The sequence below is a fragment of the Thermosynechococcus sp. B1 genome, assembly GCF_030322985.1.
Lineage (GTDB): Bacteria > Cyanobacteriota > Cyanobacteriia > Thermosynechococcales > Thermosynechococcaceae > Thermosynechococcus.
In genome coordinates, this window is sequence record NZ_CP096573.1 from 1,082,175 (window position 1) to 1,105,160 (window position 22,986).

Genomic DNA, 22,986 nt, shown 5'->3' on the forward strand with positions numbered 1-22,986 from the left:
AGGGCTGTTGGTCCTAAGCTTGTAATGAAATGGCAACACTCCTCCAGAAAACACTGCCACCACCAGCGAGAAAGTGATAGGATGCTATCAGATGCAAACTCAAGTTCTGAAAGCACGTGGCGCAGTCAACCGCACTAACAATCTGTGGCTTAGTTTACTCGCCCGCTATTGGCCAAGAATTAGTCCGTTTGCACAACTCCGACATCGATGAACTGGTTTACTTTTCCAACGAGAGAGAGTTTTGCACTTACCTAGAGCAGCGGCGCAATAATGTCGCTTGTTTAATTTTAGAATGGGGAGAGGGTACGCCGCAAATCATTACCTATCTTCACCACAGCGTCACACTCCTGCCCGCGATCATTGTCTTTCCTGCCGGCACCTCACCCGTTCCGCCGGGGCCGCACTACCACATTGCTGAAATCATTCTTACCGCTGACAACCTCCACCAGCTCAACCACCAAATTGAGGAAGCCATTACGGGATTTGTCAAACTCTGTCCGGGCTGTGCGGTGCCGCCCCATGTCATGTTTCGCATGCCAGCCCTGAAAGAAAGTAGTAATGTCGATCCGCAGCATCGTCTTTCCCAAAAATTGAAGGAGCGGCTCGGCTACCTAGGGGTCTATTACAAGCGAGACACGGAATTTTTCTTCCGCCGTATGTCCACTGCCGATAAACGCAAGCTGCTGGACGAATTGCGCTCAATTTATCGTACCATTATCCTTGAATACTTTAACACCGATGCCAAAGTTAATGAGCATATTGACGAGTTTGTTAGTAAAGCGTTCTTCGCGGATATTTCTGTTTCCCAAGTGCTAGAGATTCACGTCGAACTCATGGATAACTTTTCCAAGCAACTCAAACTCGAAGGTCGTAGTGAGGACATTTTGCTCGATTATCGCCTGACCCTCATCGATGTCATTGCCCATCTGTGCGAAATGTACCGTCGCTCAATTCCGCGTGAGGTGTAGTTTCTATGGCCCCACTGCGGAAAACCTACGTTCTCAAGCTCTATGTGGCTGGCAACACCGCCAACTCCGTGCGTGCCCTCAAGACCCTCAATAATATTCTTGAAAAGGAATTTAAGGGGGTTTATGCCCTCAAAGTCATTGATGTCCTAAAAAATCCGCAACTAGCGGAGGAGGATAAAATTCTAGCAACTCCAACCCTTGCCAAAGTTTTGCCCCCACCGGTGCGCCGCATCATTGGTGATCTGTCCAACCGAGAGAAGGTGCTCATTGGCTTGGACTTGCTGTATGAAGAAATTAGCGAGCCAGCGGATGATGATCTCAGCTTGGAATAGGCGCAGTGGTTAGAGTATCTCAGTTTAGAATAACCTTTTGGAATTTTTGGCAGCATACTGATCTAAAAAATCTTCTATGACGAACCTACCTGAAAGTCAGTTCAGTACAACTGGGCAATCCCCTGCGGAAGTCAAGAAAATCCCAACAATGATTGAGGGATTTGACGACATCAGCCATGGGGGACTTCCCCAGGGACGCACCACCTTAGTCAGTGGCACCTCTGGCACAGGGAAGACCCTTTTTGCAGTTCAGTTTCTCTACAATGGCATTACGATTTTTAATGAGCCGGGTATATTTGTTACATTTGAAGAGTCTCCCCACGACATTATTAAAAATGCCCTGAGCTTTGGCTGGAATCTGCAAAGCCTCATTGATCAAGGTAAGCTCTTTATCCTCGATGCTTCCCCAGATCCCGATGGTCAGGAGGTGGCTGGGGATTTTGACTTATCTGCTCTGATTGAGCGCATTCAATACGCAATTCGCAAATACAAAGCGACACGCGTCTCAATTGATTCCGTAACAGCCGTTTTTCAGCAGTACGATGCCGCCTCGGTGGTACGGCGAGAAATTTTTCGCTTGGCGTTTCGTCTGAAGCAACTGGGCGTGACCACCATTATGACCACGGAGCGGGTAGATGAATATGGACCAGTGGCGCGTTTTGGGGTGGAGGAATTTGTCTCCGACAACGTGGTGATTTTACGTAATGTGCTTGAGGGGGAACGGCGGCGGCGCACTGTAGAAATTCTCAAGCTGCGGGGCACCACCCACATGAAGGGGGAATATCCCTTTACGATCAACAACGGCATCAATATCTTCCCCTTGGGAGCCATGCGTCTTACCCAGCGCTCCTCCAATGTGCGGGTGTCTTCGGGGGTCAAGACCCTCGACGAGATGTGTGGCGGCGGCTTCTTCAAGGATTCCATTATTTTGGCCACGGGGGCAACGGGTACGGGCAAGACCCTGTTGGTGAGCAAGTTCTTGGAGACAGGCTGCCAGCAGGGGGAACGAGCCTTGCTGTTTGCCTATGAAGAGTCAAGAGCGCAGTTGTCTCGCAATGCCTCCTCTTGGGGAATTGATTTTGAGGAGCTAGAACGGCGAGATCTGTTGCGGATTATTTGTGCCTACCCTGAGTCTGCGGGACTAGAGGATCACCTACAGATTATTAAATCCGAGATTGCTGACTTTAAGCCCTCACGGGTGGCCATTGACTCCCTTTCTGCTTTGGCGCGGGGGGTAAGCAACAATGCCTTCCGTCAGTTTGTGATTGGGGTTACTGGATTTGCTAAGCAGGAGGAGATCACCGGCTTTTTCACCAATACGACCGATCAGTTTATGGGCTCTAACTCCATTACCGAGTCCCATATTTCCACGATCACAGATACGATTTTGCTGCTGCAGTATGTGGAAATTCGCGGTGAAATGTCCCGGGCAATTAACGTCTTTAAGATGCGGGGTTCGTGGCACGACAAGGGCATTCGCGAGTATGTCATCACAGAAAAGGGCGCCGAGATCCGCGATTCGTTCCGTAACTTTGAGGGGATTATCAGCGGTACCCCAACCCGTATTGCGGTGGATGAAAAAACAGAGTTGGCACGGATTGCCAAGGGAATGCAGGATCTAGAGAACCAGTAGCCCCATGCAGCTCAACCAAGTCATTGTGGTGCACAAGGCCGGCGATCGCCAGAGCAAGGAATGGGCGGATCGCGCCTCCCGTCAATTGCAACAGCGTGGCGCCAATGTGCTTGTGGGGCCGAGTGGACCTAAGGACAACCCCTACCCCGTCTTTATGGCCTCGGTAACAGAGCCCATAGATCTGGCCATTGTTCTGGGGGGAGATGGCACTTCCTTGGCGGCGGCACGGCATCTGGCTGCGGCGGAGGTTCCGATTCTGGCGGTCAATGTGGGGGGGCATTTGGGGTTTTTGACGGAACCATTAGAGCTGTTTCGCGATATGGAGGCGGTTTGGGATCGCCTTGAGCGGGATGAGTACGCCATGCAACAGCGAATGATGCTGCAAGCCCAAGTGTTTGAGGGATCAAAATTGCATCCTGAAGTGGTGGGCGATCGCTACTATGCTCTGAATGAAATGTGCATTAAGCCGGCATCTGCCGATCGCATGATCACCGCCATCCTCGAAATGGAAATTGATGGCGATGTGGTGGATCAGTACCAAGGGGATGGGTTGCTGGTGGCCACCCCCACCGGCTCCACCTGCTATACGGTCGCCGCCAATGGCCCCATTTTGCATCCGGGGATGGAAGCGCTTGTGGTGACGCCGATTTGCCCCTTGAGTCTTTCGAGTCGCCCCATTGTCTTGCCTGCACGCTCGTCAGTGAGCATTTGGCCGTTGGATGATCACAGCCTCAATACTAAACTGTGGATGGATGGCGTACTGGCCACCTCCATCTGGCCGGGACAGCGGGTACAGGTGACGATGGCCGATTGTCAGGCACGCTTTATCATCCTGCGGGATCACTACTCTTTCTATCAAACGCTACGGGAGAAGTTGGCTTGGGCAGGGGCACGCATTCCTTACCACAACAACCACCGCAATTAGATCACAACCCCATGCTGGCAACGCATCTATAATGGGCGCATTCCTCACGGGTCTTTTGCGATGATTGTCAGTCCCCTTGAACGAGCGGTGCTTGGATCGAGTGCCGAAACGCTGGTCGATCAGCTTCTGGAAATTGGCATTGCCCTTTCCGCGAGCCAATCCCTAGAGGAACTACTGCATCTCATTCTCACGAAAAGTCGCCAAATTACTGCTAGCGATGCCGGCACAATTTTTCTAGTTCAGGGCGAACGGGCAGTTCTGGAATTTAAGGCGGCTCAAAATGATAGTGTTGCTCTCCCTGAGCAGGTACAGGACACTACAGTCCCCCTCACCCCTGATAGCTTGGTGGGCTATGCCGCCCTCACGGGGGAATCCCTGAATATTCCCGATGTGTATGCCCTAGCGGGAAACGAGCTGTACCAATTCAATCGTTCTTTTGATGAAGCCCTGCGCTATCGAACCTGCTCGGTGCTGGTGGTACCAATGCAAAATGTCAGTGGTGAGGTGATTGGGGTGCTGCAGCTGATTAATCGCAAGCGATCGCCCGACACCCTGCTGACGCCAGAAACCACTGTGGCTCTCACCCAACCCTATAGCCCTTGGGAAGAACACATTGTGCGATCGCTGGCCAGTCAGGCCGCTGTGATTATTGAGCGCAACCATCTGCTGGAAAGTATTGAACAGCTCTTTGAGGGCTTTGTCACCGCCTCAGTACAAGCAATTGAGGTGCGGGATCCCACGACGGCGGGACATTCGGAACGGGTGGCAGCACTGACAGTACGCTTAGCGGAGATCACCCATGCAACCTCAAGGGGGGTCTTTCGGGAAGTCTCCTTTAGCGATCGCCAACTGCAAGAGATTCGCTATGCAGCGCTGCTCCATGATTTTGGCAAGGTGGGTGTGCCGGAGGCTATTCTCAACAAGCAAAAGAAACTCTACCCTGAACAATTGGAGGTGATTCGCCAACGGTTTGCCCTCGTGCGCCGCACCCTAGAAATGGAAACGGCTCAAGCCAAGGTGAACTATCTCCTGTGTCATCCCCACACGGTTCATAGCCCAGAACAGGCCTGTCACCACTGCGCCTTTTTGCGTCACTTCGATGAGGAACTCCGCCAACAACTGGTCACCCTCGAAGCCTATTGGCAGTTGCTCGAGCAGGCCAATGAGCCGCAAATTCTCGATCAAGAACCCCTTGCCCGCCTTCAGGAATTAACCCAGTTTTATTATCGCGGGACTGATGGCGAACTCCATCCCCTGATTACGGCCAGCGAACTGGAACAACTCTTGGTGCGGCGAGGGAATCTTACCCAACAGGAGCGGCGGCTCATTGAGGCCCACGTCACCCATACCTACCAGTTTCTCTGCCGCATTCCTTGGACACCCCACCTAAAAAATGTGCCGATCATTGCCTATGGTCACCATGAGCGATTGAATGGCAGTGGCTACCCGCGAGGTATTGGGGCGGCGGAGATTCCTTTGCAAACCCAGATGCTGGCGATCGCCGATATTTACGATGCCCTGACGGCCAAGGATCGCCCCTACAAAAAGAGCCTACCCGTGGATGCGGCCCTAGAGATTCTGTGGCAGGAGGCCAAGGAATTTAAGATTAATCCCGATCTCGTTGAACTCTTTGAGCAACAGGAGGTCTTTCGGGTGCTGGGGCACCAGCGCTAGGGTTGATGGGGAGACGATCGCAAAAAGGAGACTTTCCAAAGCGTAGCCGCCAGCCAATTAGTACAGGTATGGGCGACGATCGCTAGGAGTAAATTATTCATTGCGACGGCACTATAGGCAAACAGCCCGCCCACAATGGTTGCCCACAGGGCATAGGGCCACTGCTGCCGCGATCCAGCGTGCAAAATACCAAAGCACACCGAGCTACCGATAATCCCTGCCCAGTTGAGACCCAAGCTTGGTAGGAGCACCCCGCGAAAGAGCAGCTCTTCACTGAGGCCGGGCAGAATGCCAATCCAAAATAAATCAGGCCACAGCAGCGGTGAAAGTACCAGTTTCAGGTAGGTATCCGACGCATGGCGGTAGGCGAGCCAGAGCCGATACAAAATAGCTCCCATCCCCGTAATTCCTAAGCAGAGGACAATCCCTAAAACCACTGCCCAACCATCCCAGCGCAGCGGCAGAAGTCCCGCGGAAAAGGGGGTCAATAACCACACCCGCGCCAAAATCAACCACAGGATGGCCGTCAACGCCATGGCCACTAAGACCTGCGTACGACTCAGAGGCTCATCGGGCAGGGGGGACTCCTCCATAGGCCTACGCTTTCTGGAATTGACCAAATTGGAAGTTATAGACCTCTTCCTCTTTTTCAGAGATGAGTTTGAGATCTGAACAGGGGCGAGCCACACAGAGGAGCACATAGCCTTTTTCCCGCAGTTCGGGACTCAGCCCCATGGCATCGCCGTGATCAACGGTACCCTCTTGAATTTGGGCGGCACAGGTAGTGCACACTCCCGCATTACAAGAACTGGGGAGATCAATGCCAGCAGCGGTGGCCGATCGCAGGATCGGTTTATCGGCACTGGCTTCAAACGTGTAGGTTTGTCCTTGGTGCAGGATCTCAACACGAAAGGTTTGGGTCATTCTTGCAGTGAGCTATGACGCAACATCTTTCCTATTATCCCCCTAATCCTCGCGATCGCTGGTTTCCTCTAGTGCGGACTTTAGCCAGCGGCTCAAAGGTTCAGGGATGGCGACCCGTTGGCGTTCTTGCAGGCAAATGTGTTGTGTCTGGGCAATGGCCACCCGATCGCCCCCCGCATTGTAGAGGGTATAGGTGAGTTGAAAACGGCTGTGATCCAGTCTTTGGGGGTCAATGGTCACCCGCAGGCGATCGCCACAGTAGAGGGGCTTCAAAAAGCGCACCTGCGCCTCCGTAATCGGCACAATCAGGCCATTGTTGCTAAAAAATTGCCGCAGATCCACCCCCAACTGGGCAAGGACATCCTCATAGGCCTCATGGCAAAACCGCAGCAGATTAGCAAAGTAAACTACCCCAGCGGCATCCGTGTCAGCAAAATGAACCGTGCGCTCATAGTCGCGAAGGGGTGTTGTATCCATTGATGACCATCCCATAGGGTTGCCCAACACAAGTCATACGCAAAAACGTGCCACAGCCTTTATTGTTAATGTAGGGTACAGCCCTTTCGCAAGCTATTGGGGTACGGGACGGATGAGTAACAAAGGCAGTTCTGATCTTCGGCTTCTTTTGAGCACACTTGTCATCAGCGGCTTGGTCGCAGGACTAGCCTATTGGCAACTCAGTCAACGCTGGACGCCCTCCCCCGATCAGAATGGTGGCTCCCCCACAGAAACCACCTCCAAGTGGCAAAAAATTGCCCTCGCTACGACGCTGCGCGGCCATCAAGATGAAGTGAACGCGATCGCCCTCAGTCCCGATGGCAATTTACTCGTCAGTGGTGGCGACGATCGCAAGCTGTATTTTTGGAATTTGGCTACGGGAACTGCCCTCGGACAAGCCACCGGTCACACCGATTGGATCTACGCCCTTGTGATCACTCCCGATGGTCAAACCGTGATTAGCGGCAGCAAAGACAAAACCATCAAACTCTGGGGTGTGAGCGATCGCCAGCTCCAAGCCACCCTCAGTGGCCACCAAGATTTTGTGAATGGCTTAGCTCTTAGTCCCGATGGCCGCACCCTTGCCAGTGCCAGCTATGATCACACCGTCAAACTGTGGGATCTCCCTAGCCGTCAGGAAATCACTACCCTAAAGGGCAATGAGGGCATCATGCTCAGCGTTGCCATTAGTCCCGATGGGCGTTTTTTAGCCACTGGCGGAGTGGATAAGCTGATCCGCATTTGGGATTTGCCCTCTCGCCGCCTCCTGCGCACCCTCGAAGGACACACCAGCGATGTCAATAGCCTCGCCTTCACCCCCGACAACAGCCAACTAGTGAGCGGCAGTGACAAAGACGGTATCAAAGTCTGGAACCTAGCCACAGGAGAACTCCAGCATCAGTTTGGCACCGAAGGTGGGCAAGTCTTTAGCGTGGCGGTGAGTCCCGATGGCAGCACCATTGCCAGTGGCCACGGCGATCAAACCGTCAAACTCTGGTCTCTCTCTGGTCAGCCATTACGTAACCTCAAGGGACACTCGGGCGCGGTGTACAGTGTCGTCTTTGGTCAAGATCAACTGATTTCCGCCAGTGAAGACCGAACCATTAAGGTGTGGCGCCTCTTTCCCGGAAGCTCATAGAGAACTTATATGTCTCAACTGCGAAGCAAAAAAAACGGCTAAGATGCCCAAGAATCTTAGCCACGGAGAACAACGGCTTGAATCTTCTTTAGCCAACACTCCCCTCGAGCTTCAGGCTCAGCAGGCGATCGGCCTCGACCGCGAATTCCATCGGCAACTGGTTAAAGACATCGCGACAGAAGCCACTAATCATCATTGAGACCGCATCTTCGGCAGAAATGCCCCGCTGGGCAAAGTAGAAGAGTTGATCCTCACCAATTTTTGAGGTTGAGGCCTCATGCTCCACCTGTGCCGTGGGGTTTTGCACCTGAATATAGGGGAAGGTATTGGCGGCTGCTGTATCACCAATGAGCATCGAATCGCATTGGGAATAGTTGCGTGCCCCTGTGGCCTTCGGCCCAATTTTCACCAAGCCGCGATAGCTATTTTGGGAGTGCCCTGCCGAGATCCCCTTGGAGACAATCGTGCTGCGGGTATTCTTACCAATGTGGATCATCTTGGTGCCCGTGTCCGCCTGCTGGTAATGATTGGTGAGGGCAACGGAGTAGAATTCACCCACGGAATTATCCCCCACCAAGACACAACTGGGGTACTTCCAAGTAATGGCTGAACCCGTTTCCACCTGTGTCCAAGAAATTTTGGAGTTGCGGCCAAGGCAGAGTCCACGCTTGGTCACAAAGTTATAGATGCCCCCCTTGCCGTTTTCATCGCCAGCGTACCAGTTTTGCACCGTGGAGTATTTGATTTCGGCATTGTCAAGGGCCACCAGTTCTACGACTGCTGCGTGGAGTTGATTGGTATCGAACATGGGAGCAGTACAGCCTTCAAGGTAGCTCACATAGCTGCCCTCATCAGCAATAATCAGCGTGCGCTCAAACTGCCCCGACTCCCCATTGTTAATGCGGAAATAGGTGGATAGCTCCATCGGACAGCGGGTGTTCTTGGGAATATAGACAAAAGAGCCATCGGAAAAGACGGCGGAGTTCAAAGCAGCATAGAAGTTATCGCCAATGGGGACAACGCTGCCCAAGTATTTCTGCACCAACTCGGGATATTCGCGGAGCGCTTCAGAAATAGAGCAGAAAATAATCCCTTGCTTGGCCAACTCCTCACGGAATGTGGTAGCCACTGACACGCTATCGAAAATGGCATCGACGGCCACATTGGTCAGCCGCTTTTGCTCGGAAAGGGGAATCCCCAGTTTTTCAAAGGTTTCCAGCAGGACGGGATCTACTTCATCCAAGCTCTTCAGCTTTTCCTTTTGTTTTGGAGCTGAATAATAGACGATGTCTTGATAGTTGATGGGGGGATAGCTCACCCGTGGCCATGTGGGTTCGCTCATCTTCAGCCATTGGCGATAGGCGCGCAGGCGAAATTCCAGCATGAACTCTGGCTCGTTCTTTTTGGCAGAGATGAGGCGGATAATGTCTTCATTGAGACCGCGGGGAATGGTTTCCGTCTCAATTGGGGTGACAAAGCCGTATTTATAGGGCTGATTGACGAGGGATTGTACCGTTGCCGACATCGAGTGTTCTCTTGGGTGAAGGAATGGCCAAAATTTAGAGTATATTAAGCAACAAGATGGTTGCTTTATCCCTAGGTCTAATTTAGCAACAAAACGGTTGTTTTAGTCAAGGGGGCGTTGCGTGACGCTCACATCGGATACTAAACAGGACATCTTACACTGCCTTCTCCGCGATGGTCACCTCAGTGCCCAGGAGTTGGCGGCACAGCTGGCGATTAGTCCGCAAGCGGTGCGGCGGCACCTCAAAGATCTAGAGGCGGAGCAACTAGTGACCTATGAAGTCCTGTCGGGTACGGTGGGGCGTCCCCAATACCGTTACACGATTAGCGAGGCGGGACGAGAGGAACTACGGCAACTGCAACTGCGGCAACAGTCGAGTCAGACAAAGGGCTTTGCCGTTGAACTCTTGGAATCCGTAGCAGCAACCCTGGGCCCCGAGCAGATGCAGGACGTATTGCAGGCAGCTTGGCAGCGCAAGGCATTGGCCTATCGCGAGCAAATGGGAAGCGGTACTTTGGCGGAACGCTTGGCACGACTGGTGGCCCTGCGGCGACAGGAAGGGTATATGGCAGAGTTTTACCCTGTGAGTGAACCCCAAGGTGCCTATCTGTTTACGGAATACAATTGTGCAATTTCCGCCGTTGCCCAGTCTTTTCCCACCGTCTGTAATCATGAGTTAGAGATGTTTGCGATCGCCCTTGGGGATTGTGCTGTGGAGCGCACCCATTGGCTTGTGGATGGTGAACATCGCTGTGGTTACCTGATTCGTCCTCTGAAGTAGCATGGCCTTTTGTCCGCCCACCTTTGTCCAGCAGAGCTTCAGCACCAGCAGTGGCCGTATGGTCTATTACACCCCCAGCGATCGCTACTGGGGTCAGGTGCAATCTCGCCCTCCCCTTGTCTTTCTCCACAGTTTGGGGGGTGGTTCTAGCCACTACGAGTGGTCGCAGGTGTATCCTGCCTTTGCGGCTCGCTACCGCGTTATTGCCCCGGATCTGATTGGTTGGGGGGAGTCGGATCACCCCGCCCGTGACTACACCAGCAGCGACTACTGGCTGATGATTGCTGAACTGCTGCGCATGCTGGGTTCCCCTGTGCCGGTGGTTGCTTCCTCCCTAACGGCGGGCATTGTGGTGCGCTTGGCGATTCAACAACCCCATCTTTTTGAGCGTTTGTGTCTAGTCTGCCCCAGTGGATTCAATGACTTTGGTGAAGATCAAGGACAGGCGATCGCCAATGCCCTGCTGAGGGTGCCGATTCTTGATCGCCTCATTTACACCGTTGCTGCTGCTAACCCCTTGGCGGTGCGCAACTTCCTCACCCAATTTATTTTTGCCGATCCGCAGCGGCTACGCTCGGAAACTGTTGAAGCCTACTTGGATGCCGCCTGTCGTCCCAATGCCGAATGGGCAGCTCTGGCGACCCTGAAGGGAAATCTCTCCTTTGATCTCAGCCAGTATTTACCCCAGTTAACGATCCCCACCGTGATCCTCTGGGGAGAAAAGGCCAAGCTCACGCCCCTTTCTCTAGGTCAGCGACTCTATGCCACCGCCCGCGATCGCCTGCAACAGTTTCACGTGATCCCCAACGCAGGGGTCTTACCCCATCTGGAGCAACCCGAATGGGTGATCTACAGCCTGCGGCGCGATTTCTTGCTTTAAGTTGTTCCCGATACAGGTATCCTAGAAGTATTGCTTGAAGTGTTGGTGCAATGGCAGAAATTCAATTTATCCGTGGCGTTGATGAAGAAGTGGTTCCCGATGTGCGTTTGACGCGGGCACGGGATGGCAGCAGTGGTCAAGCCATGTTTTACTTTGATAACCCGAAAATCGTCCAAGAGGGCAATTTGGAGATCACGGGGATGTACATGGTGGACGAAGAAGGCGAAATTGTTACCCGTGATGTCAATGCCAAGTTCATTAACGGTCAGCCCGTTGCCATTGAGGCCACCTACACGATGCGCAGCCCCCAAGAGTGGGATCGCTTTATTCGCTTTATGGATCGCTACGCTGCCAGCCATGGCCTTGGCTTCCAGAAGTCCTAACCAGTCTTAAATTGATCGGGTGCCGATTCAAAAAGATTGTGCTAGCTTAAAGTTACGATGCCTTTTTTGTCTTTATTCAGGACACAGGGCATCTGCAAGTTCTATAGCGATACAGTAGGGACATCAATGGATTATCTAGAGAGCCTGCTTGACACCCTCAAATCGTGGTTAAAAAAACTGTTGGAACTTCTAGGTGGCGCCGAGCCCACCCCTGAGCTGGAGCCAATTCCGATTCCCGTGCGCGATCGCCGATAGAGCGACAGCATTCAACAAAATTGAGTCAGTTTTGAACGGTTAGGTTAAGCTTGGCCTTTCATATCTTGGTGCTTCATGGCCCCAATCTAAACCTGTTAGGGCAACGGGAGCCGGGGATTTATGGGGTTGTGACACTAGCGAGCATCAACCAATCTTTGGCAGCCTTGGCGCAGGAGTTAGGGGTAACCATTGAGTGCCTCCAATCCAATCATGAAGGGGTCTTGGTAGATGCGATTCAAGAGGCAATGGGGCGTGCCCAAGGCATTTTAATTAACCCCGCCGCCTATACCCACACCAGCGTAGCTCTACGAGATGCGATTGCTGCGGTTGCCCTGCCCACTGTGGAAGTTCACCTGAGTAACATTCATCAACGGGAAACTTTTCGCCATCATTCCTACATTGCGCCGGTGGCGATCGGTCAAATTGCTGGCTTTGGTGCTGATAGTTATTTGTTGGGGTTACGGGCACTGGTCAATTATTTACAAGCAAAAGGCTAATTCTCAGCGGGGCGCGCGATCGCCAGCGGTGTTCCCAACTGTCGTGCCAGCCAAAATTCCAGATTGCGTACCCAAGATTTACCATCAAGGCGCTTGACAAGAACGGGTTGCACCAAGATCGTGAACATCCCCAAGCGATTGCCCACGAGAATATCCGTAAACAGGCGATCGCCCACCATGGCCACCTGATCATAGGGCAAATTCATGGCTTGCACGGCCTGACGAATCTTACGCCGCGAGGGCTTGCCCGCCCCCATCAAAAAGGGTAACTCCACCTGCTGGGCAATACGTTCAATGCGGCGATGGTTCAAGTTATTGCTCACTAGCCAGATCGGCATCTGATGCTTGATCTCCAGTAGCCACGCCAAAATTTTCGGCGGCAGATCTTCATCCCACGTGGGGAGGAGCGTATCATCCACATCCAACACCATGCCCCGCAGATGATATTTTTCCAACAGACTGGGGTGCAACTGTTCAATGGTGCTTTCAAGAATTAAATCCGGTTGCAGCAGTGCTGCTAGAGACCCAGTGGCCATTGAAAACGCAAATAACGAAGAAGAAGCTTCTGCCAGACTATCACGATCCCAGGGGAGAGTGGGAACTGCAAAAATCTTTCCTAGTGTTACTCCAATCACAAAGGATATGCTACCATCTGAGAGAATGCCGCGTGTCAACGGATATGGCGAAGGTTCTGGTACTCAATGCCTCCTATGAACCACTCAATATTACGAGTTGGCAACGGGCAGTTGTCCTTTTAATCAAGGGCAAGGCGGAGCAAGTCGAGCACAACGGCAAGATGGTTTACAACAATTTTCCCTTGCCGACCGTCATTCGTCTGCGGCATTATGTCGTCACTCCCTACAAAGAAATTCCCCTTACTCGCCGCAATATCCTGCATCGAGATGGCCATTCTTGCCAATACTGTGGCTATACCGGGGATGAGCTCACCCTTGATCACGTCATCCCCAAATCGCGCGGTGGCGGTGAAACTTGGGAAAATATTGTGACCGCCTGTGTTCGCTGTAACGTCAAGAAAGGGAATCGCACCCCTAAAGAAGCAAATATGCCCCTACGGCAAACACCGCGTCGTCCCATTAGTAGTTTGTACTTCGAAGTCACGAAACACGTGCGCACCGGCACTCATCAAGAGTGGCGGAAATATGTCATCGGTGTCTAAAGGTTGTTATGTCAAGTATTGAGACCGAAAACTTTAGTCAACTCTTTCCGCTTTTTGGTGCCAGTTCCCAAGAGGCGCTTTCCTCGATGCTCTCAGTGGCTTGGCATAACACCTACCCGGCGGGGCGTGCCATTCTAATTGAAGATGCGTGGGGCAATGCAGTTTACTTTATCCTCGCAGGCTGGGTGAAGGTGCGACGACTGCTCGCCAATGGGGATTTCATGACCCTAGCGATCCTTGGGCCGGGGGATTTTTTTGGTGAAATGGCCATTCTTGACCAATCACCCCGCTCAACAGATGTGGTGGCGCTGTGTCCAGCGGAAGTTTTGTCTGTGCCGGCGCAAAAATTTGTCCATGTCCTGCGCCATGAGCCGGATCTGCACTATCGGATGCTGCAATTGATGGCACAACGGCTACGCTTGACCAATACGCGCATTGAACTGTTGCACAAACCTCCTGCCGTCAAACTAGCCCATGTCTTGGTGAATTTGGCACGGCGCTATGGTCAGCATCCAGGGGGCAATGCCAACACAGCCGTGATTTTCAATGTGCCCATCAAGGATTTAGCGGATGTGGCTAACATTAGCCCTGATGAAGCCCATCAACTGCTGGATAAACTGGTGGCGAAAAACTGGATCAAGATTGATGCGGCCAAGCAACAACTCCAAATTCTCAATTTGCCGCAACTAGAGCAATTGGCACAGCAAGCGGTGAATTAAAGTTCTGTTGGCTTGTTGAGGAGCAGTGACCTCGCCTAGGATAGCAATAGTTGCAAGCTCTTTCTGCTATGGCGATCGCCCCCAACCTCTACGAACACACCTTGGTTCGCTACACGGATCCGCTGCATGCGACAGAACTCCTGCGGCAATATCGCCCATACCTAGAAATGATTCCCAGTATGCGGCGACCTCAAGAGAGTTTAATTCCGATTCCGCTGCCGATCGCCCATATTCAGGTTCCTGCCGCCACAACCTCGAACCAACGTCCCCAGGTGAAGTCGGTGATGGTGCCCTGTGATCTGGTCTTTGTCATGTGCGATCCCGAGTGGAAAGTCAAAACCGACATTGAACTGCTGGTCTTTATCCATCGGCCAGGGGAAAGCTTTACGGAACTGCTGACCCGCTGGCGCCAATCCCAAGTGCTCCTTAGTCGCAGTTATAGCTGGGATATGCCCTTGCAGCATCGGGATGTCTTTAGTGAGGGCGCCAATCGTCAGTTTCCCCTCTTTGTCCTCTTTCAAGAAACCCTTGCCGTGATCAAGCGCGGTCTCAAGGCTGCCCGGTTGCCCTGCGTGATTGATACCACGATTCTCAAGGAACAGCCGTCTTCAGCCACAAAGCTTATGACGGGTGCCTCAGAAAGCACAGAAGGTTGATCAATATCACAACTTAAGCACCAGCTCCATCACTGCCGTCCCCCTCGCCAAGGGCAGAGAATACCACTATCGAGCTGAATTCTCGATATTGTGAGTTGAGTTGTCCTATGGTGGCTACCCCCATTCAACCCGTGTCCGACCGTCCATTGACAACGGATTTGGTGCGGCAGTATTTGCAGGAAATTGGCCGTGTGCCCTTGCTCACCCCTAGCCAAGAACTGCGCCTTGCCCAACAGGTTCAGCAGTACCAAGCCCTGCTCGCAGTGCGAGATCAGTCCGATGACCCCCAGATCAAGCGCTATGTGGCGGCTGTTACGGAGCGCGATCGCCAGCAGCGGCAGTTGGGGCGTCCCCTTACCCGTACCCAATGGGCTGCGCGACTTAAGATGAGTGTGGCTGAATTGCAAACCTGTGTGCAGGCGGGTCGTCAAGCTTGGGCAAAGGCAGCGAATATGACCCTAAGTGAACTTCAGCACATTGAGCGGCAAGGACAGCGGGCAAAAACCCAATTGCTGCAAGCCAACCTGCGCTTGGTGGTGAATATTGCCAAAAAATATCAACATCGCGGCGTGGAATTTTTAGATCTGATCCAAGAGGGGAGTTTGGGTCTAGAACGTGCCGTTGAAAAATTCGATCCGACCAAGGGATTTCGCTTTAGCACCTATGCCTACTGGTGGATTCGCCAAAGTGTCACCCGTGCTGTTGCTAGTCAAAGCCGCACAATCCGCTTGCCCATTCACATGGTGGAAAAACTCAATAAAATTAAGCGTGCCCAACGGCGTCTTGCGGCTCAACAAGGCGCGATGCCCAGTCTAGCGGACATTGCCCAAGAACTGAATCTGGAGGTGTCACAGGTGCGGGAAGTGCTCATGGCTGTTCCCAAATCCGTGGCCTTGGAACAGCGGGTTGGCTCCGACCAAGAAACGGAATTGCAGGAGCTAATTGAATCCACTGCCCCCACCCCCAATGAAGTGATCATGCGTGAGTCCCTGCGTACTACTTTGAAGCAACTCCTCAGTGATCTATCGCCCCGTGAGCGGCAAGTGATGGAACTGCGCTATGGCCTCGGGGAGCAGCCCGCCCTTGAGATGGCGGAAATTGCGGCACTGCTGGGACTGAGTCGGGAGCGGATTCGCCAAATTGAGCACCGTGCCCTGCAAAAGTTGCGGCAGCCCCAACGGCGCCGAGAAATTCAAGACTATCTTGAGGAGTTTGCCTAGGGCGTCTCCAACTGAATGCCGTGGGGACAGCACTCACAGATCCATAGATCAAGGTCGGGGTCTGGTAGGGCGCGCCGTACCCGTTGCATGATGCTGTAACCTTCATCGGCAGAGGGCGCTAGGGCAAACACTGTTGGCCCGGATCCTGACATCATGCTGGCGATCGCCCCAGCGGCGAGGAATTGCTCCTTTAACTCTGCCACCAAGGGATAGCGGGGCAACACTACCTTCTCTAAATCATTACGGAGGCTGGCGGCCAATTTGGCGATGTCACGCTGCTGAATGGCCTGTAACAGGGTTGCGGATCCCCCCTCTTGGCGGGCTTTTTCCTGCTCGTTGGGGGTTTGGGCATAGGTAGCGGCGAATTCCTGCCGATAGGTTTGATAGGCCCAAGGGGTAGCCACACTAAGGGAGCGATACTTCCCTAGGATCACAGTTAATCCCTGTAAATCCGCTAGGGGCGTCAACTGTTCACCGCGCCCTAGGGCTAAGGCGGTCCCCCCTTGCAGACAGAAGGGCACATCAGCCCCCAATTGCGCTGCAAAGGTTTGCAATTCCGCTTGCGTCAGACCCAACTGCCACAGGAGATCTAAGCCCACCAGTACCGCTGCCCCATTGGTGGATCCCCCGGCCAAGCCTGCCCCCATAGGAATTCGTTTTTCAATGAAAATTTCAACGCCATCGCGATCGGGAAAATGCTGCTGGAGTAAGGCCGCTGCTTTGTAGGCGAGATTTCGTTGATCGCAGGGGACAGCCGGGTTGGTGCAATGGACTTTAATTTGGCGATCGCGCCGCGGGATGAGTTCAATGCGATCCATGAGGGAAACCGCCTGCATGACCATTACCAGCTCGTGGTAGCCACTGCCATCTAAACAATTGCCAACAATTTGTAAAAAGAGATTAATTTTGGCAGGTGCCAGCAGACGATACACGCAGCCCCATCCTCACAACCACCTCGTTCAATAGCATATTATTCTTCTATTCCTCTTTGGCAGGCGCTAAACAGAAGTCCCCATGATTTTGGAACGAATGATTGAGCTGTTGCAGTTGCCCTTTATGCAGCGGGCACTGTGGGCAGGGATCTTTACGGGAGGGATGGCGGGTGCCCTCGGTAGCTTTACAATCCTGCGGCAACTTTCTTTTTTTAGTGATGCCTTGGGGCATTCCGCGCTACTGGGAATTAGCCTAGGAATTATTTTAGGATTGAATCCCTCCGTGATGTTGTTGCCCTTTGCCGTGGTGTTTGCCCTCGGGGTGACGTATTTGCTCGAGCATACGCGACTGTGGACGGATGCCCTCTTGAATATCATCTATTCGGCCTCGTTGGCGGTGGCGGTGATTTTGCTCAGTATCAGCGATCGCTATCAGGGGGGGCTAAATAATTTACTGTTTGGCGATATTTTGGCGGTGCGCCCAGCCGATCTCGTCATGAGTGGCACGCTCTGCGCCCTTGTCGGCACTTTCATCCTGCTCACGTTACGGGTGCAATTGTTAATCACAGTGAATGAGGCCTTGGCGGTGGCGCGGGGGGCGGCGGTGGGGATTCAGCGGCTGCTGTTTATCACCCTATTGGCCTTGGTGGTTGCCGTCTCGATTAAGACAGTGGGGGTATTGCTCATTAGTGCCTTTGTGGTGATTCCCGCCTGTGGCGCTCGCCTGTGGAGTCGGCAATTTTCGCAGTACGTGGTTTTGGCGGCCCTAGTAGGGGTAGGCAGTGCCATTGTTGGTATGCTCTTGTCAGCAGGGATGAATTGGCCATCGGGGCCGAGTATTGTGGTCTGTCAACTGGTGTTCTTTTTAGGCTCGATCGCCATTAACTCACTGCGAGGGGCGTGGCTGCATAGAGGGCAGAAATCTCCAGCAAGCTGAGGCGTGAACGGGCTGTCAGCTCCAAGGGGGAGCGATCGCCCCGCTGGAAATGATCCACTGCCGCATAACCAATCATCGCCGCATTATCGGTACATAGCCGCAGAGGCGGAAAAATCAACTGTAGCCCCAAGGGTTCAGCAGCCGCAGTCAGGTGTTGTCGCAGTCCAGAATTTGCCGCTACGCCTCCCCCAATGGCGAGGGTTTTGAATCCATGATCCACTGCTGCCGCGATCGCCCGCTTGGTCAAGGCCTGTGCTACCGCCTTCTGAAAACTGGCTGCAAGGTCAGCCACCGGCAATTCATCATGGGTTTGACGCAGCTCCTCCACGAGTCGTGCCACTGCGGTTTTCAGCCCACTAAAACTGGAATCGTAGGGATGCACCTTGCCATCGGGGAGGCGGATATTTCCCTCTGGTAGATCAAAGGCCTCTGGATTGCCCTGCTGCGCCAAGCGATCGAGCACTGGCCCCCCTGGATAGCCCAAGCCCAGTAGGCGTGCTACCTTATCGTAGGCTTCCCCCGCCGCATCATCCCGCGTTTGGCCAAAGAGTTGGTACTCGCCACAGCCATAAACGCCAATGAGACTGGTATGCCCGCCAGATACCAAGAGGCAGAGAAACGGTGGTTCAAGGGTCGGTTCCGCTAAGTAGGAGGCATAGAGGTGGCCTTCAAGGTGGTGAATTCCCAAGAGCGGTTTTTGCTGCACAAGGGCAAGGGTTTTTGCCGCCGTAACCCCAATGAGCAGCGACCCCACCAATCCGGGAGCACAGGTGACAGCAACGGCATCAATGGCAGACCAATCACAACCGGCCTCACTCATCGCTGCTGTGATCACGCCGTTAATGTTTTCCAAGTGGGCACGGGAGGCAACTTCCGGTACGACACCGCCAAAGGGTTGATGGGCACGCACTTGGGAGGCAATCACATTACTTTCAATGGCGCGATCGCGCACTACGGCAGCAGCCGTTTCATCACAACTGGTTTCAATGGCTAGAATTCTGACCATCGGGCAGACGTGGGCATGAAGCTAGAGCCTCTTTTCAGTCTAGCCGGTTTTTCGAGTGAAGTTGCTGAAGGGCGTTTGCGCAATGCCGTGAATTCTCGAGGTTGCAACCTGCGCCACGGTGAAGATTCTTAAGAATCTCCTAAATCCCGATCAAGAAGTAGGATATACTATGGGTTGGGCAATCTGCTCAATGTCGTGCGTGTGCCAAACGTCTTGTGGAACTGTCTGCCAAAAGTGAGTACGCCCTCTTGGCGCTCTTGGAAATGTCAGCGGCCTATGAACAGGCGGAGCCGCTACAAATTCGCCAAATTGCTGCCCTGCATAACATTCCCGATCGCTATTTGGAGCAACTGATGGCGACCCTACGCCGCAAGGGGCTGATTCGCAGTCAGCGGGGCGCCCGGGGTGGCTACTTGCTGGCAAAAGCACCTTGGCAAATCTCAATTTTGGACGTGCTCAACTGTATCGAGGGGATTGAGTCCAAGCTCGCCCAAAAGCCGCCTGAAAAGGGCGATCTGGAGCGTAGTCTGATCCGTTCAGTGTGGCTAGAAGCCTGCGCAGCAGCCAATGATGTTTTGAAAAAGCATACCCTTCAAGATTTGTGCGATCGGCGGCAGGCTTACCAGCAAGTGGATGTCATGTACTACATCTAGGCTGGGGTTGACATTCATCTAATTTCTCTAAGGTTTTTGTCTTGAATTGGAGATTGATATCCCATGAACATTGCCCCCGATATTACTGCCCTCATTGGTCGGACGCCCCTCGTACGCCTGAACCGCATTCCCCAAGCGGAAGGCTGCGTTGCGCAAATTGTTGTCAAGCTAGAGAGCATGAATCCTGCGGCCTCGGTTAAGGATCGCATTGGCCTGAGTATGATTCAGGAGGCAGAAGCAGCGGGTCTTATTACCCCCGGTAAGACGGTTTTGGTGGAACCCACATCGGGCAATACCGGGATTGCCTTAGCAATGGTGGCGGCGGCAAAGGGCTATCGCCTGATTCTCACTATGCCAGAGACCATGAGTGCAGAGCGGCGAGCTATGCTGCGTGCCTATGGAGCAGAGCTGGATTTGACCCCCGGCACAGAGGGGATGAGTGGTGCCATTCGTCGCGCCGAAGAAATTGCTGCCTCCCTTGAAGATGCTTTCATGCTGCAACAATTCAAAAATCCCGCCAATCCCAAGATTCATCGTGAAACCACTGCCCTCGAAATTTGGCAAGATACGGCCGGTCAAGTGGATATTTTGGTGGCTGGAGTGGGTACTGGAGGTACGATTACGGGAGTGGCAGAAGTGATCAAAGCCAAGAAGCCCAGCTTTCAGGCGATCGCTGTCGAACCTAGCAATAGTCCTGTCCTTTCAGGAGGCAAACCAGGCCCCCACAAAATTCAAGGTATTGGCGCCGGCTTTGTACCCCCCGTTCTTAAACGAGAACTCATTGATGAAGTGATCCCCGTCTCTGACGACCAAGCGATTTATTTTGGTCGCCGCCTAGCCCGTGAAGAAGGCCTTCTTTCAGGCATTTCCAGTGGGGCTGCCCTTTGCGCTGCCATTCAGGTGGCTCAACGACCCGAAAATGCGGGCAAGTTAATTGTCATGGTGCAGCCGAGTTTTGGTGAACGCTACTTAACCACACCCCTGTTTCAGGATGCACTGCCCTTGGTACCCAGTTACTTGCAACATTAGGCCTGCTTTGAGTTCAGCGTCAGAGGTTGTTTTGTGCCAACTAAAACTTGGTTTGTGGGGTGGGGCCTAGGGTGTGTCATCAGTTAAGCCAGATAACAGCGGCAGCGAGATATATCGCACCTAAAAAGTTTCGCGCTGTCTTATCGTAACGTGTAGCAATCCCTCGATACGGCTTGAGCCTAGCAAAAAAATTCTCAATCAAGTGCCGAGCTTTGTACAGTTCTTTGTCATAACCACGACGCTGTTTACGACAAGACTTGCGCGGATGACAGCCTCGCACCCTTTCTCCGCTAGCCGTCTTAGCACCCGCTCATCTGCAGCATAGGCTTTGTCCGCCAGTAATGCCTCAGCAAAACACTGCCTCGATGGTCAATCTATCTGATGACACGCCCTAGAACTTCGGCCAATTGGGACTGAGTCACAGCAATTTTCCTCTAAACTCTGTCAAACAGTGTAATTTTGGCCAAGAGTCCTGCCACCATCAAAAACAGTGCCACCAGTAATGCCCACAGGCGATTGTCCGTTGAACTTTGGCGTTTCCCTAGCTCCACTAACTGCTCGCGATTGTTCTGTACTTCTAGGCGAACGGCCTCGATTTTGGCCTCCATGGTGTTGAACTTTTCACGGATTTCTGCTTGCCCCACCTTCACTTCAAGGGTGAGTTCTGTCAACTGCGACTGGATTGCCTTGACGGTTTCCAGAACTTCGGCTAGTTGGGATTGGGTGACAGGCTCGGTCATGACGGCTGCTCAGGGAGGGGTAATTTCATTTTAGGGGAGCAAGCAATTTCTGTTTTCAGATTTTTTATAAATCTTGTTAGGAAGGTTGTTGGTTAGGGGAGGTCATTGACAGCAGCTAAGGGGCGAAGATAGGTCTGCACCAATGTTTGATAAAAGCCTAAGACGCGCTTATCTTTGAAGACAGCAGGAACACGGGCAAAGGCGGCACGGGAAATAATGGCATATTCAGGAATGGCAAATACGCTTGTGTCGTTGGCTTGATACTGTGGCCAAAAGTAGGGAGTGAGGTGGGGGAGTTTCTGGAGAATCCGTTCAATTTCTGTTTGGGCAACGGCCATTGCCTTGTCGGTTGTGGGAGCACCATTAAAGAAAATAGGCAAAGGAAGGGGGCCGCCTTCACGGCGCAAGGTGTGAATTTCATTAAAGAGAAATTGGTGAATCACCTGAGCGGCATTGTTGAGGGAGGAGAGATCGGTGTGGCGGGTGGGAATCAAAACGGCGTCACTGGCATACACGGCGCTCTTACTTAAAAAGAGCCAAGCACTGGGGCAGTCAATGAGGATGTAGTCGTAGCGATCGCGCAAGGGGGTAAGGAGTTCCCGCAGGCGGGTAATGGGTGGATATTGGGTTTGCATCGCCTGAATGAGGATGCTTTGCAGTTGTGGCGCAGCAGGAATGACGTCAAAAATATGGGCAGATTTGATACTGCTGCTGGTGCGGATGCGCAGGTCAAAAGGGCGAATCGTAGCCGTAATCGGCTCATCAGGGTTTTGCAGACAAGCCGCAAGGGTCGTACTGGTGGGGGTTAGCTCAAGGGCGCGGCTGAGATCCCCTTGGGGGTCACAATCAACGAGCAAGACAGCGGCATCTGCCACAGCAAGGGTGGCGCCCAAGTTAATCGTAGTGGTGGTTTTGCCCACTCCCCCCTTATGGTTATAGAGACAGAGGGTGGTGGCACGGGGGCGCGATCGCAAGCAGGTTTTGAGGTTTTCGATAATGCCCTCAAGGCGATCGCCCGTCAGTTCATAGTTGGGCGTCACTGGATAGACCAAGTGACCATGGCGTTGAAAAAGCTGTAGATGGCGGGCATTCGTGATCAACCCCCAAGCGGTTCCTTGGCAATGGCAACCCCTGAAAAGTTGGCGGAGTTGTTGCAGAGCGCGGCTATGATGGGCAGACCCATTCTCAAGGTTCAAGACCACGGTTTGACTGGGGGTATTGCGGGAGCGACGGGCAGGGGGTTTAATCTCCACAATTAAATCGGGGTCAACTTGAGTCTGACAAAAAGGAGGCTGATGCTCGCGGGGGAAACGGGCTGCCACATCGGCAATGCCTGCACCTGTGTCAAAGGAAGAGAGGCGATCGCGATCGCCAAAGCCCAACACACTCAGGAGCGGTTGCACAAAGTGCTGCTCAATAACGGCTTCAGAGGTTTCGTCACCGTGAATTTGTTGCCATTGCGATCGCAAGCGGGAAATATCCAACGTTCAGCACCATCCAGCCG

At 53.0% G+C, this 22,986-nt stretch carries 27 protein-coding genes and 1 pseudogene; 18 read left to right on the forward strand and 10 right to left on the reverse strand.

The window, feature by feature from the left end; translation table 11 throughout:
- Positions 1-116 precede the first annotated feature (116 nt).
- From M0644_RS05535 to M0644_RS05555, 5 genes are all read left to right on the forward strand, one after another.
- Positions 117-968: a circadian clock protein KaiA gene (locus M0644_RS05535; protein ID WP_286626947.1), complete on the forward strand. Its 852-nt coding sequence runs from the start codon at positions 117-119 to the stop codon at positions 966-968.
- 5 nt (positions 969-973) lie between these two features.
- A complete protein-coding gene (gene kaiB, locus M0644_RS05540; protein ID WP_286626948.1) occupies positions 974-1,300 on the forward strand; it encodes a circadian clock protein KaiB in 327 nt (108 codons plus the stop codon).
- A gap of 76 nt (positions 1,301-1,376) precedes the next feature.
- Complete coding sequence (gene kaiC, locus M0644_RS05545) at positions 1,377-2,933, forward strand: circadian clock protein KaiC (RefSeq protein ID WP_286626951.1); 1,557 nt, start codon at positions 1,377-1,379, stop codon at positions 2,931-2,933.
- Positions 2,934-2,937: 4 nt separating this feature from the next.
- On the forward strand, positions 2,938-3,858 hold the full coding sequence (locus M0644_RS05550; RefSeq protein ID WP_286626953.1) for an NAD(+) kinase: 921 nt from the start codon (positions 2,938-2,940) through the stop codon (positions 3,856-3,858).
- Positions 3,859-3,918: 60 nt separating this feature from the next.
- Positions 3,919-5,532: an HD family phosphohydrolase gene (locus M0644_RS05555; protein WP_149818904.1), complete on the forward strand. Its 1,614-nt coding sequence runs from the start codon at positions 3,919-3,921 to the stop codon at positions 5,530-5,532.
- On the opposite strand, the gene M0644_RS05560 is transcribed toward M0644_RS05555, so the two are convergent.
- From M0644_RS05560 to M0644_RS05570, 3 genes are read right to left on the reverse strand one after another with little or no spacing between them, the layout of a single operon-like run.
- Positions 5,529-6,125, reverse strand: a complete 597-nt coding sequence (locus M0644_RS05560) for a CPBP family intramembrane glutamic endopeptidase (protein ID WP_286626955.1) — start codon at positions 6,123-6,125, stop codon at positions 5,529-5,531. The two genes, M0644_RS05555 and M0644_RS05560, sit on opposite strands and share 4 nt — an antisense overlap.
- A gap of 4 nt (positions 6,126-6,129) precedes the next feature.
- Positions 6,130-6,456 carry a 2Fe-2S iron-sulfur cluster-binding protein gene (locus tag M0644_RS05565; RefSeq protein ID WP_149818908.1) on the reverse strand — a complete coding sequence of 109 codons (327 nt, stop codon included), beginning with the start codon at positions 6,454-6,456 and terminating at the stop codon, positions 6,130-6,132.
- Between the two features lie 42 nt (positions 6,457-6,498).
- The gene (locus M0644_RS05570) at positions 6,499-6,933 is read right to left on the reverse strand and encodes a thioesterase family protein (RefSeq protein ID WP_286626956.1); all 435 of its coding nucleotides are present in this window, start codon (positions 6,931-6,933) and stop codon (positions 6,499-6,501) included.
- Between the two features lie 148 nt (positions 6,934-7,081).
- Here M0644_RS05570 and M0644_RS05575 point away from each other — a divergent pair, with 148 nt between their 5' ends.
- A complete protein-coding gene (locus M0644_RS05575; protein WP_286626957.1) occupies positions 7,082-8,092 on the forward strand; it encodes a WD40 repeat domain-containing protein in 1,011 nt (336 codons plus the stop codon).
- An 88-nt stretch (positions 8,093-8,180) separates the two neighbouring features.
- Here M0644_RS05575 and sufB read toward each other — a convergent pair whose 3' ends face one another.
- A complete protein-coding gene (gene sufB, locus M0644_RS05580) occupies positions 8,181-9,617 on the reverse strand; it encodes a Fe-S cluster assembly protein SufB (RefSeq protein ID WP_286626958.1) in 1,437 nt (478 codons plus the stop codon).
- A 121-nt stretch (positions 9,618-9,738) separates the two neighbouring features.
- Between sufB and sufR the strand changes: the two genes are divergently transcribed.
- The 5 genes from sufR (at position 9,739) to aroQ (ending at position 12,413) form a co-directional block, all read left to right on the forward strand.
- Complete coding sequence (gene sufR, locus M0644_RS05585) at positions 9,739-10,398, forward strand: iron-sulfur cluster biosynthesis transcriptional regulator SufR (protein WP_149818916.1); 660 nt, start codon at positions 9,739-9,741, stop codon at positions 10,396-10,398.
- Between the two features lies 1 nt (position 10,399).
- Entirely contained in the window at positions 10,400-11,278 is an 879-nt protein-coding gene (locus M0644_RS05590; RefSeq protein WP_286626959.1) for an alpha/beta fold hydrolase, read from the forward strand.
- Positions 11,279-11,328: 50 nt separating this feature from the next.
- Positions 11,329-11,661 (forward strand): photosystem II reaction center protein Psb28, encoded by a 333-nt coding sequence (psb28, locus tag M0644_RS05595; RefSeq protein WP_149818920.1) that lies wholly within the window; start codon positions 11,329-11,331, stop codon positions 11,659-11,661.
- Between the two features lie 126 nt (positions 11,662-11,787).
- Entirely contained in the window at positions 11,788-11,916 is a 129-nt protein-coding gene (locus M0644_RS05600; protein WP_286626960.1) for a hypothetical protein, read from the forward strand.
- Between the two features lie 50 nt (positions 11,917-11,966).
- A complete protein-coding gene (gene aroQ / locus M0644_RS05605) occupies positions 11,967-12,413 on the forward strand; it encodes a type II 3-dehydroquinate dehydratase (protein WP_190278250.1) in 447 nt (148 codons plus the stop codon).
- Here aroQ and M0644_RS05610 read toward each other — a convergent pair.
- Entirely contained in the window at positions 12,410-12,949 is a 540-nt protein-coding gene (locus M0644_RS05610) for a YqeG family HAD IIIA-type phosphatase (protein ID WP_286626962.1), read from the reverse strand. The genes aroQ and M0644_RS05610 overlap by 4 nt on opposite strands.
- 143 nt (positions 12,950-13,092) lie before the next feature.
- On the opposite strand from M0644_RS05610, the gene M0644_RS05615 reads away from it, so the two are divergent.
- From M0644_RS05615 to M0644_RS05630, 4 genes are all read left to right on the forward strand, one after another.
- Positions 13,093-13,590, forward strand: a complete 498-nt coding sequence (locus tag M0644_RS05615) for an HNH endonuclease (protein ID WP_149818924.1) — start codon at positions 13,093-13,095, stop codon at positions 13,588-13,590.
- An 8-nt stretch (positions 13,591-13,598) separates the two neighbouring features.
- Entirely contained in the window at positions 13,599-14,309 is a 711-nt protein-coding gene (locus M0644_RS05620; protein ID WP_149818926.1) for a Crp/Fnr family transcriptional regulator, read from the forward strand.
- Between the two features lie 68 nt (positions 14,310-14,377).
- On the forward strand, positions 14,378-14,965 hold the full coding sequence (locus M0644_RS05625) for a hypothetical protein (RefSeq protein ID WP_399374362.1): 588 nt from the start codon (positions 14,378-14,380) through the stop codon (positions 14,963-14,965).
- 107 nt (positions 14,966-15,072) lie between these two features.
- Complete coding sequence (locus M0644_RS05630) at positions 15,073-16,185, forward strand: RNA polymerase sigma factor, RpoD/SigA family (RefSeq protein WP_149818928.1); 1,113 nt, start codon at positions 15,073-15,075, stop codon at positions 16,183-16,185.
- Here M0644_RS05630 and ispE read toward each other — a convergent pair.
- A complete protein-coding gene (gene ispE, locus M0644_RS05635) occupies positions 16,182-17,117 on the reverse strand; it encodes a 4-(cytidine 5'-diphospho)-2-C-methyl-D-erythritol kinase (protein ID WP_206199976.1) in 936 nt (311 codons plus the stop codon). The genes M0644_RS05630 and ispE overlap by 4 nt on opposite strands.
- Positions 17,118-17,199: 82 nt before the next feature.
- On the opposite strand from ispE, the gene M0644_RS05640 reads away from it, so the two are divergent.
- Positions 17,200-18,054 (forward strand): metal ABC transporter permease, encoded by an 855-nt coding sequence (locus M0644_RS05640; RefSeq protein WP_286626967.1) that lies wholly within the window; start codon positions 17,200-17,202, stop codon positions 18,052-18,054.
- Here the strand turns inward: M0644_RS05640 and tsaD are convergent.
- A complete protein-coding gene (gene tsaD / locus M0644_RS05645) occupies positions 17,999-19,060 on the reverse strand; it encodes a tRNA (adenosine(37)-N6)-threonylcarbamoyltransferase complex transferase subunit TsaD (RefSeq protein WP_286626969.1) in 1,062 nt (353 codons plus the stop codon). The two genes, M0644_RS05640 and tsaD, sit on opposite strands and share 56 nt — an antisense overlap.
- 215 nt (positions 19,061-19,275) lie before the next feature.
- Here tsaD and M0644_RS05650 point away from each other — a divergent pair, with 215 nt between their 5' ends.
- Both M0644_RS05650 and cysK read left to right on the forward strand, forming a co-directional pair.
- A complete protein-coding gene (locus M0644_RS05650; protein ID WP_149818936.1) occupies positions 19,276-19,713 on the forward strand; it encodes an Rrf2 family transcriptional regulator in 438 nt (145 codons plus the stop codon).
- Between the two features lie 63 nt (positions 19,714-19,776).
- Complete coding sequence (cysK, locus tag M0644_RS05655) at positions 19,777-20,742, forward strand: cysteine synthase A (protein WP_149818938.1); 966 nt, start codon at positions 19,777-19,779, stop codon at positions 20,740-20,742.
- A gap of 79 nt (positions 20,743-20,821) precedes the next feature.
- Here the strand turns inward: cysK and M0644_RS13125 are convergent.
- The 3 genes and pseudogenes from M0644_RS13125 to M0644_RS05670 all read right to left on the reverse strand — a co-directional run.
- Positions 20,822-21,093 (reverse strand): annotated as a pseudogene (locus tag M0644_RS13125) (transposase); the annotation flags it as partial.
- 83 nt (positions 21,094-21,176) lie between these two features.
- Complete coding sequence (locus M0644_RS05665; protein ID WP_149818940.1) at positions 21,177-21,482, reverse strand: hypothetical protein; 306 nt, start codon at positions 21,480-21,482, stop codon at positions 21,177-21,179.
- A gap of 92 nt (positions 21,483-21,574) precedes the next feature.
- Positions 21,575-22,966 carry a ParA family protein gene (locus M0644_RS05670; RefSeq protein WP_286626972.1) on the reverse strand — a complete coding sequence of 464 codons (1,392 nt, stop codon included), beginning with the start codon at positions 22,964-22,966 and terminating at the stop codon, positions 21,575-21,577.
- Between the last annotated feature and the right edge of the window lie 20 nt (positions 22,967-22,986).

Excerpts from the sequence above, each read along its gene's own strand:
- kaiB (WP_286626948.1), top strand. The coding sequence starts at position 974 with ATGGCCCCACTGCGGAAAACCTACGTTCTCAAGCTCTATGTGGCTGGC.
- kaiC (WP_286626951.1), top strand. The coding sequence starts at position 1,377 with ATGACGAACCTACCTGAAAGTCAGTTCAGTACAACTGGGCAATCCCCT.
- M0644_RS05550 (WP_286626953.1), top strand. The coding sequence starts at position 2,938 with ATGCAGCTCAACCAAGTCATTGTGGTGCACAAGGCCGGCGATCGCCAG.
- M0644_RS05555 (WP_149818904.1), top strand. The coding sequence starts at position 3,919 with ATGATTGTCAGTCCCCTTGAACGAGCGGTGCTTGGATCGAGTGCCGAA.
- M0644_RS05560 (WP_286626955.1), bottom strand. The coding sequence starts at position 6,125 with ATGGAGGAGTCCCCCCTGCCCGATGAGCCTCTGAGTCGTACGCAGGTC.
- M0644_RS05565 (WP_149818908.1), bottom strand. The coding sequence starts at position 6,456 with ATGACCCAAACCTTTCGTGTTGAGATCCTGCACCAAGGACAAACCTAC.
- M0644_RS05570 (WP_286626956.1), bottom strand. The coding sequence starts at position 6,933 with ATGGATACAACACCCCTTCGCGACTATGAGCGCACGGTTCATTTTGCT.
- sufB (WP_286626958.1), bottom strand. The coding sequence starts at position 9,617 with ATGTCGGCAACGGTACAATCCCTCGTCAATCAGCCCTATAAATACGGC.
- M0644_RS05590 (WP_286626959.1), top strand. The coding sequence starts at position 10,400 with ATGGCCTTTTGTCCGCCCACCTTTGTCCAGCAGAGCTTCAGCACCAGC.
- psb28 (WP_149818920.1), top strand. The coding sequence starts at position 11,329 with ATGGCAGAAATTCAATTTATCCGTGGCGTTGATGAAGAAGTGGTTCCC.
- M0644_RS05600 (WP_286626960.1), top strand. The coding sequence starts at position 11,788 with ATGGATTATCTAGAGAGCCTGCTTGACACCCTCAAATCGTGGTTAAAA.
- M0644_RS05610 (WP_286626962.1), bottom strand. The coding sequence starts at position 12,949 with ATGGCCACTGGGTCTCTAGCAGCACTGCTGCAACCGGATTTAATTCTT.
- M0644_RS05615 (WP_149818924.1), top strand. The coding sequence starts at position 13,093 with ATGGCGAAGGTTCTGGTACTCAATGCCTCCTATGAACCACTCAATATT.
- M0644_RS05620 (WP_149818926.1), top strand. The coding sequence starts at position 13,599 with ATGTCAAGTATTGAGACCGAAAACTTTAGTCAACTCTTTCCGCTTTTT.
- M0644_RS05625 (WP_399374362.1), top strand. The coding sequence starts at position 14,378 with ATGGCGATCGCCCCCAACCTCTACGAACACACCTTGGTTCGCTACACG.
- M0644_RS05630 (WP_149818928.1), top strand. The coding sequence starts at position 15,073 with ATGGTGGCTACCCCCATTCAACCCGTGTCCGACCGTCCATTGACAACG.
- M0644_RS05640 (WP_286626967.1), top strand. The coding sequence starts at position 17,200 with ATGATTTTGGAACGAATGATTGAGCTGTTGCAGTTGCCCTTTATGCAG.
- tsaD (WP_286626969.1), bottom strand. The coding sequence starts at position 19,060 with ATGGTCAGAATTCTAGCCATTGAAACCAGTTGTGATGAAACGGCTGCT.
- cysK (WP_149818938.1), top strand. The coding sequence starts at position 19,777 with ATGAACATTGCCCCCGATATTACTGCCCTCATTGGTCGGACGCCCCTC.
- M0644_RS05665 (WP_149818940.1), bottom strand. The coding sequence starts at position 21,482 with ATGACCGAGCCTGTCACCCAATCCCAACTAGCCGAAGTTCTGGAAACC.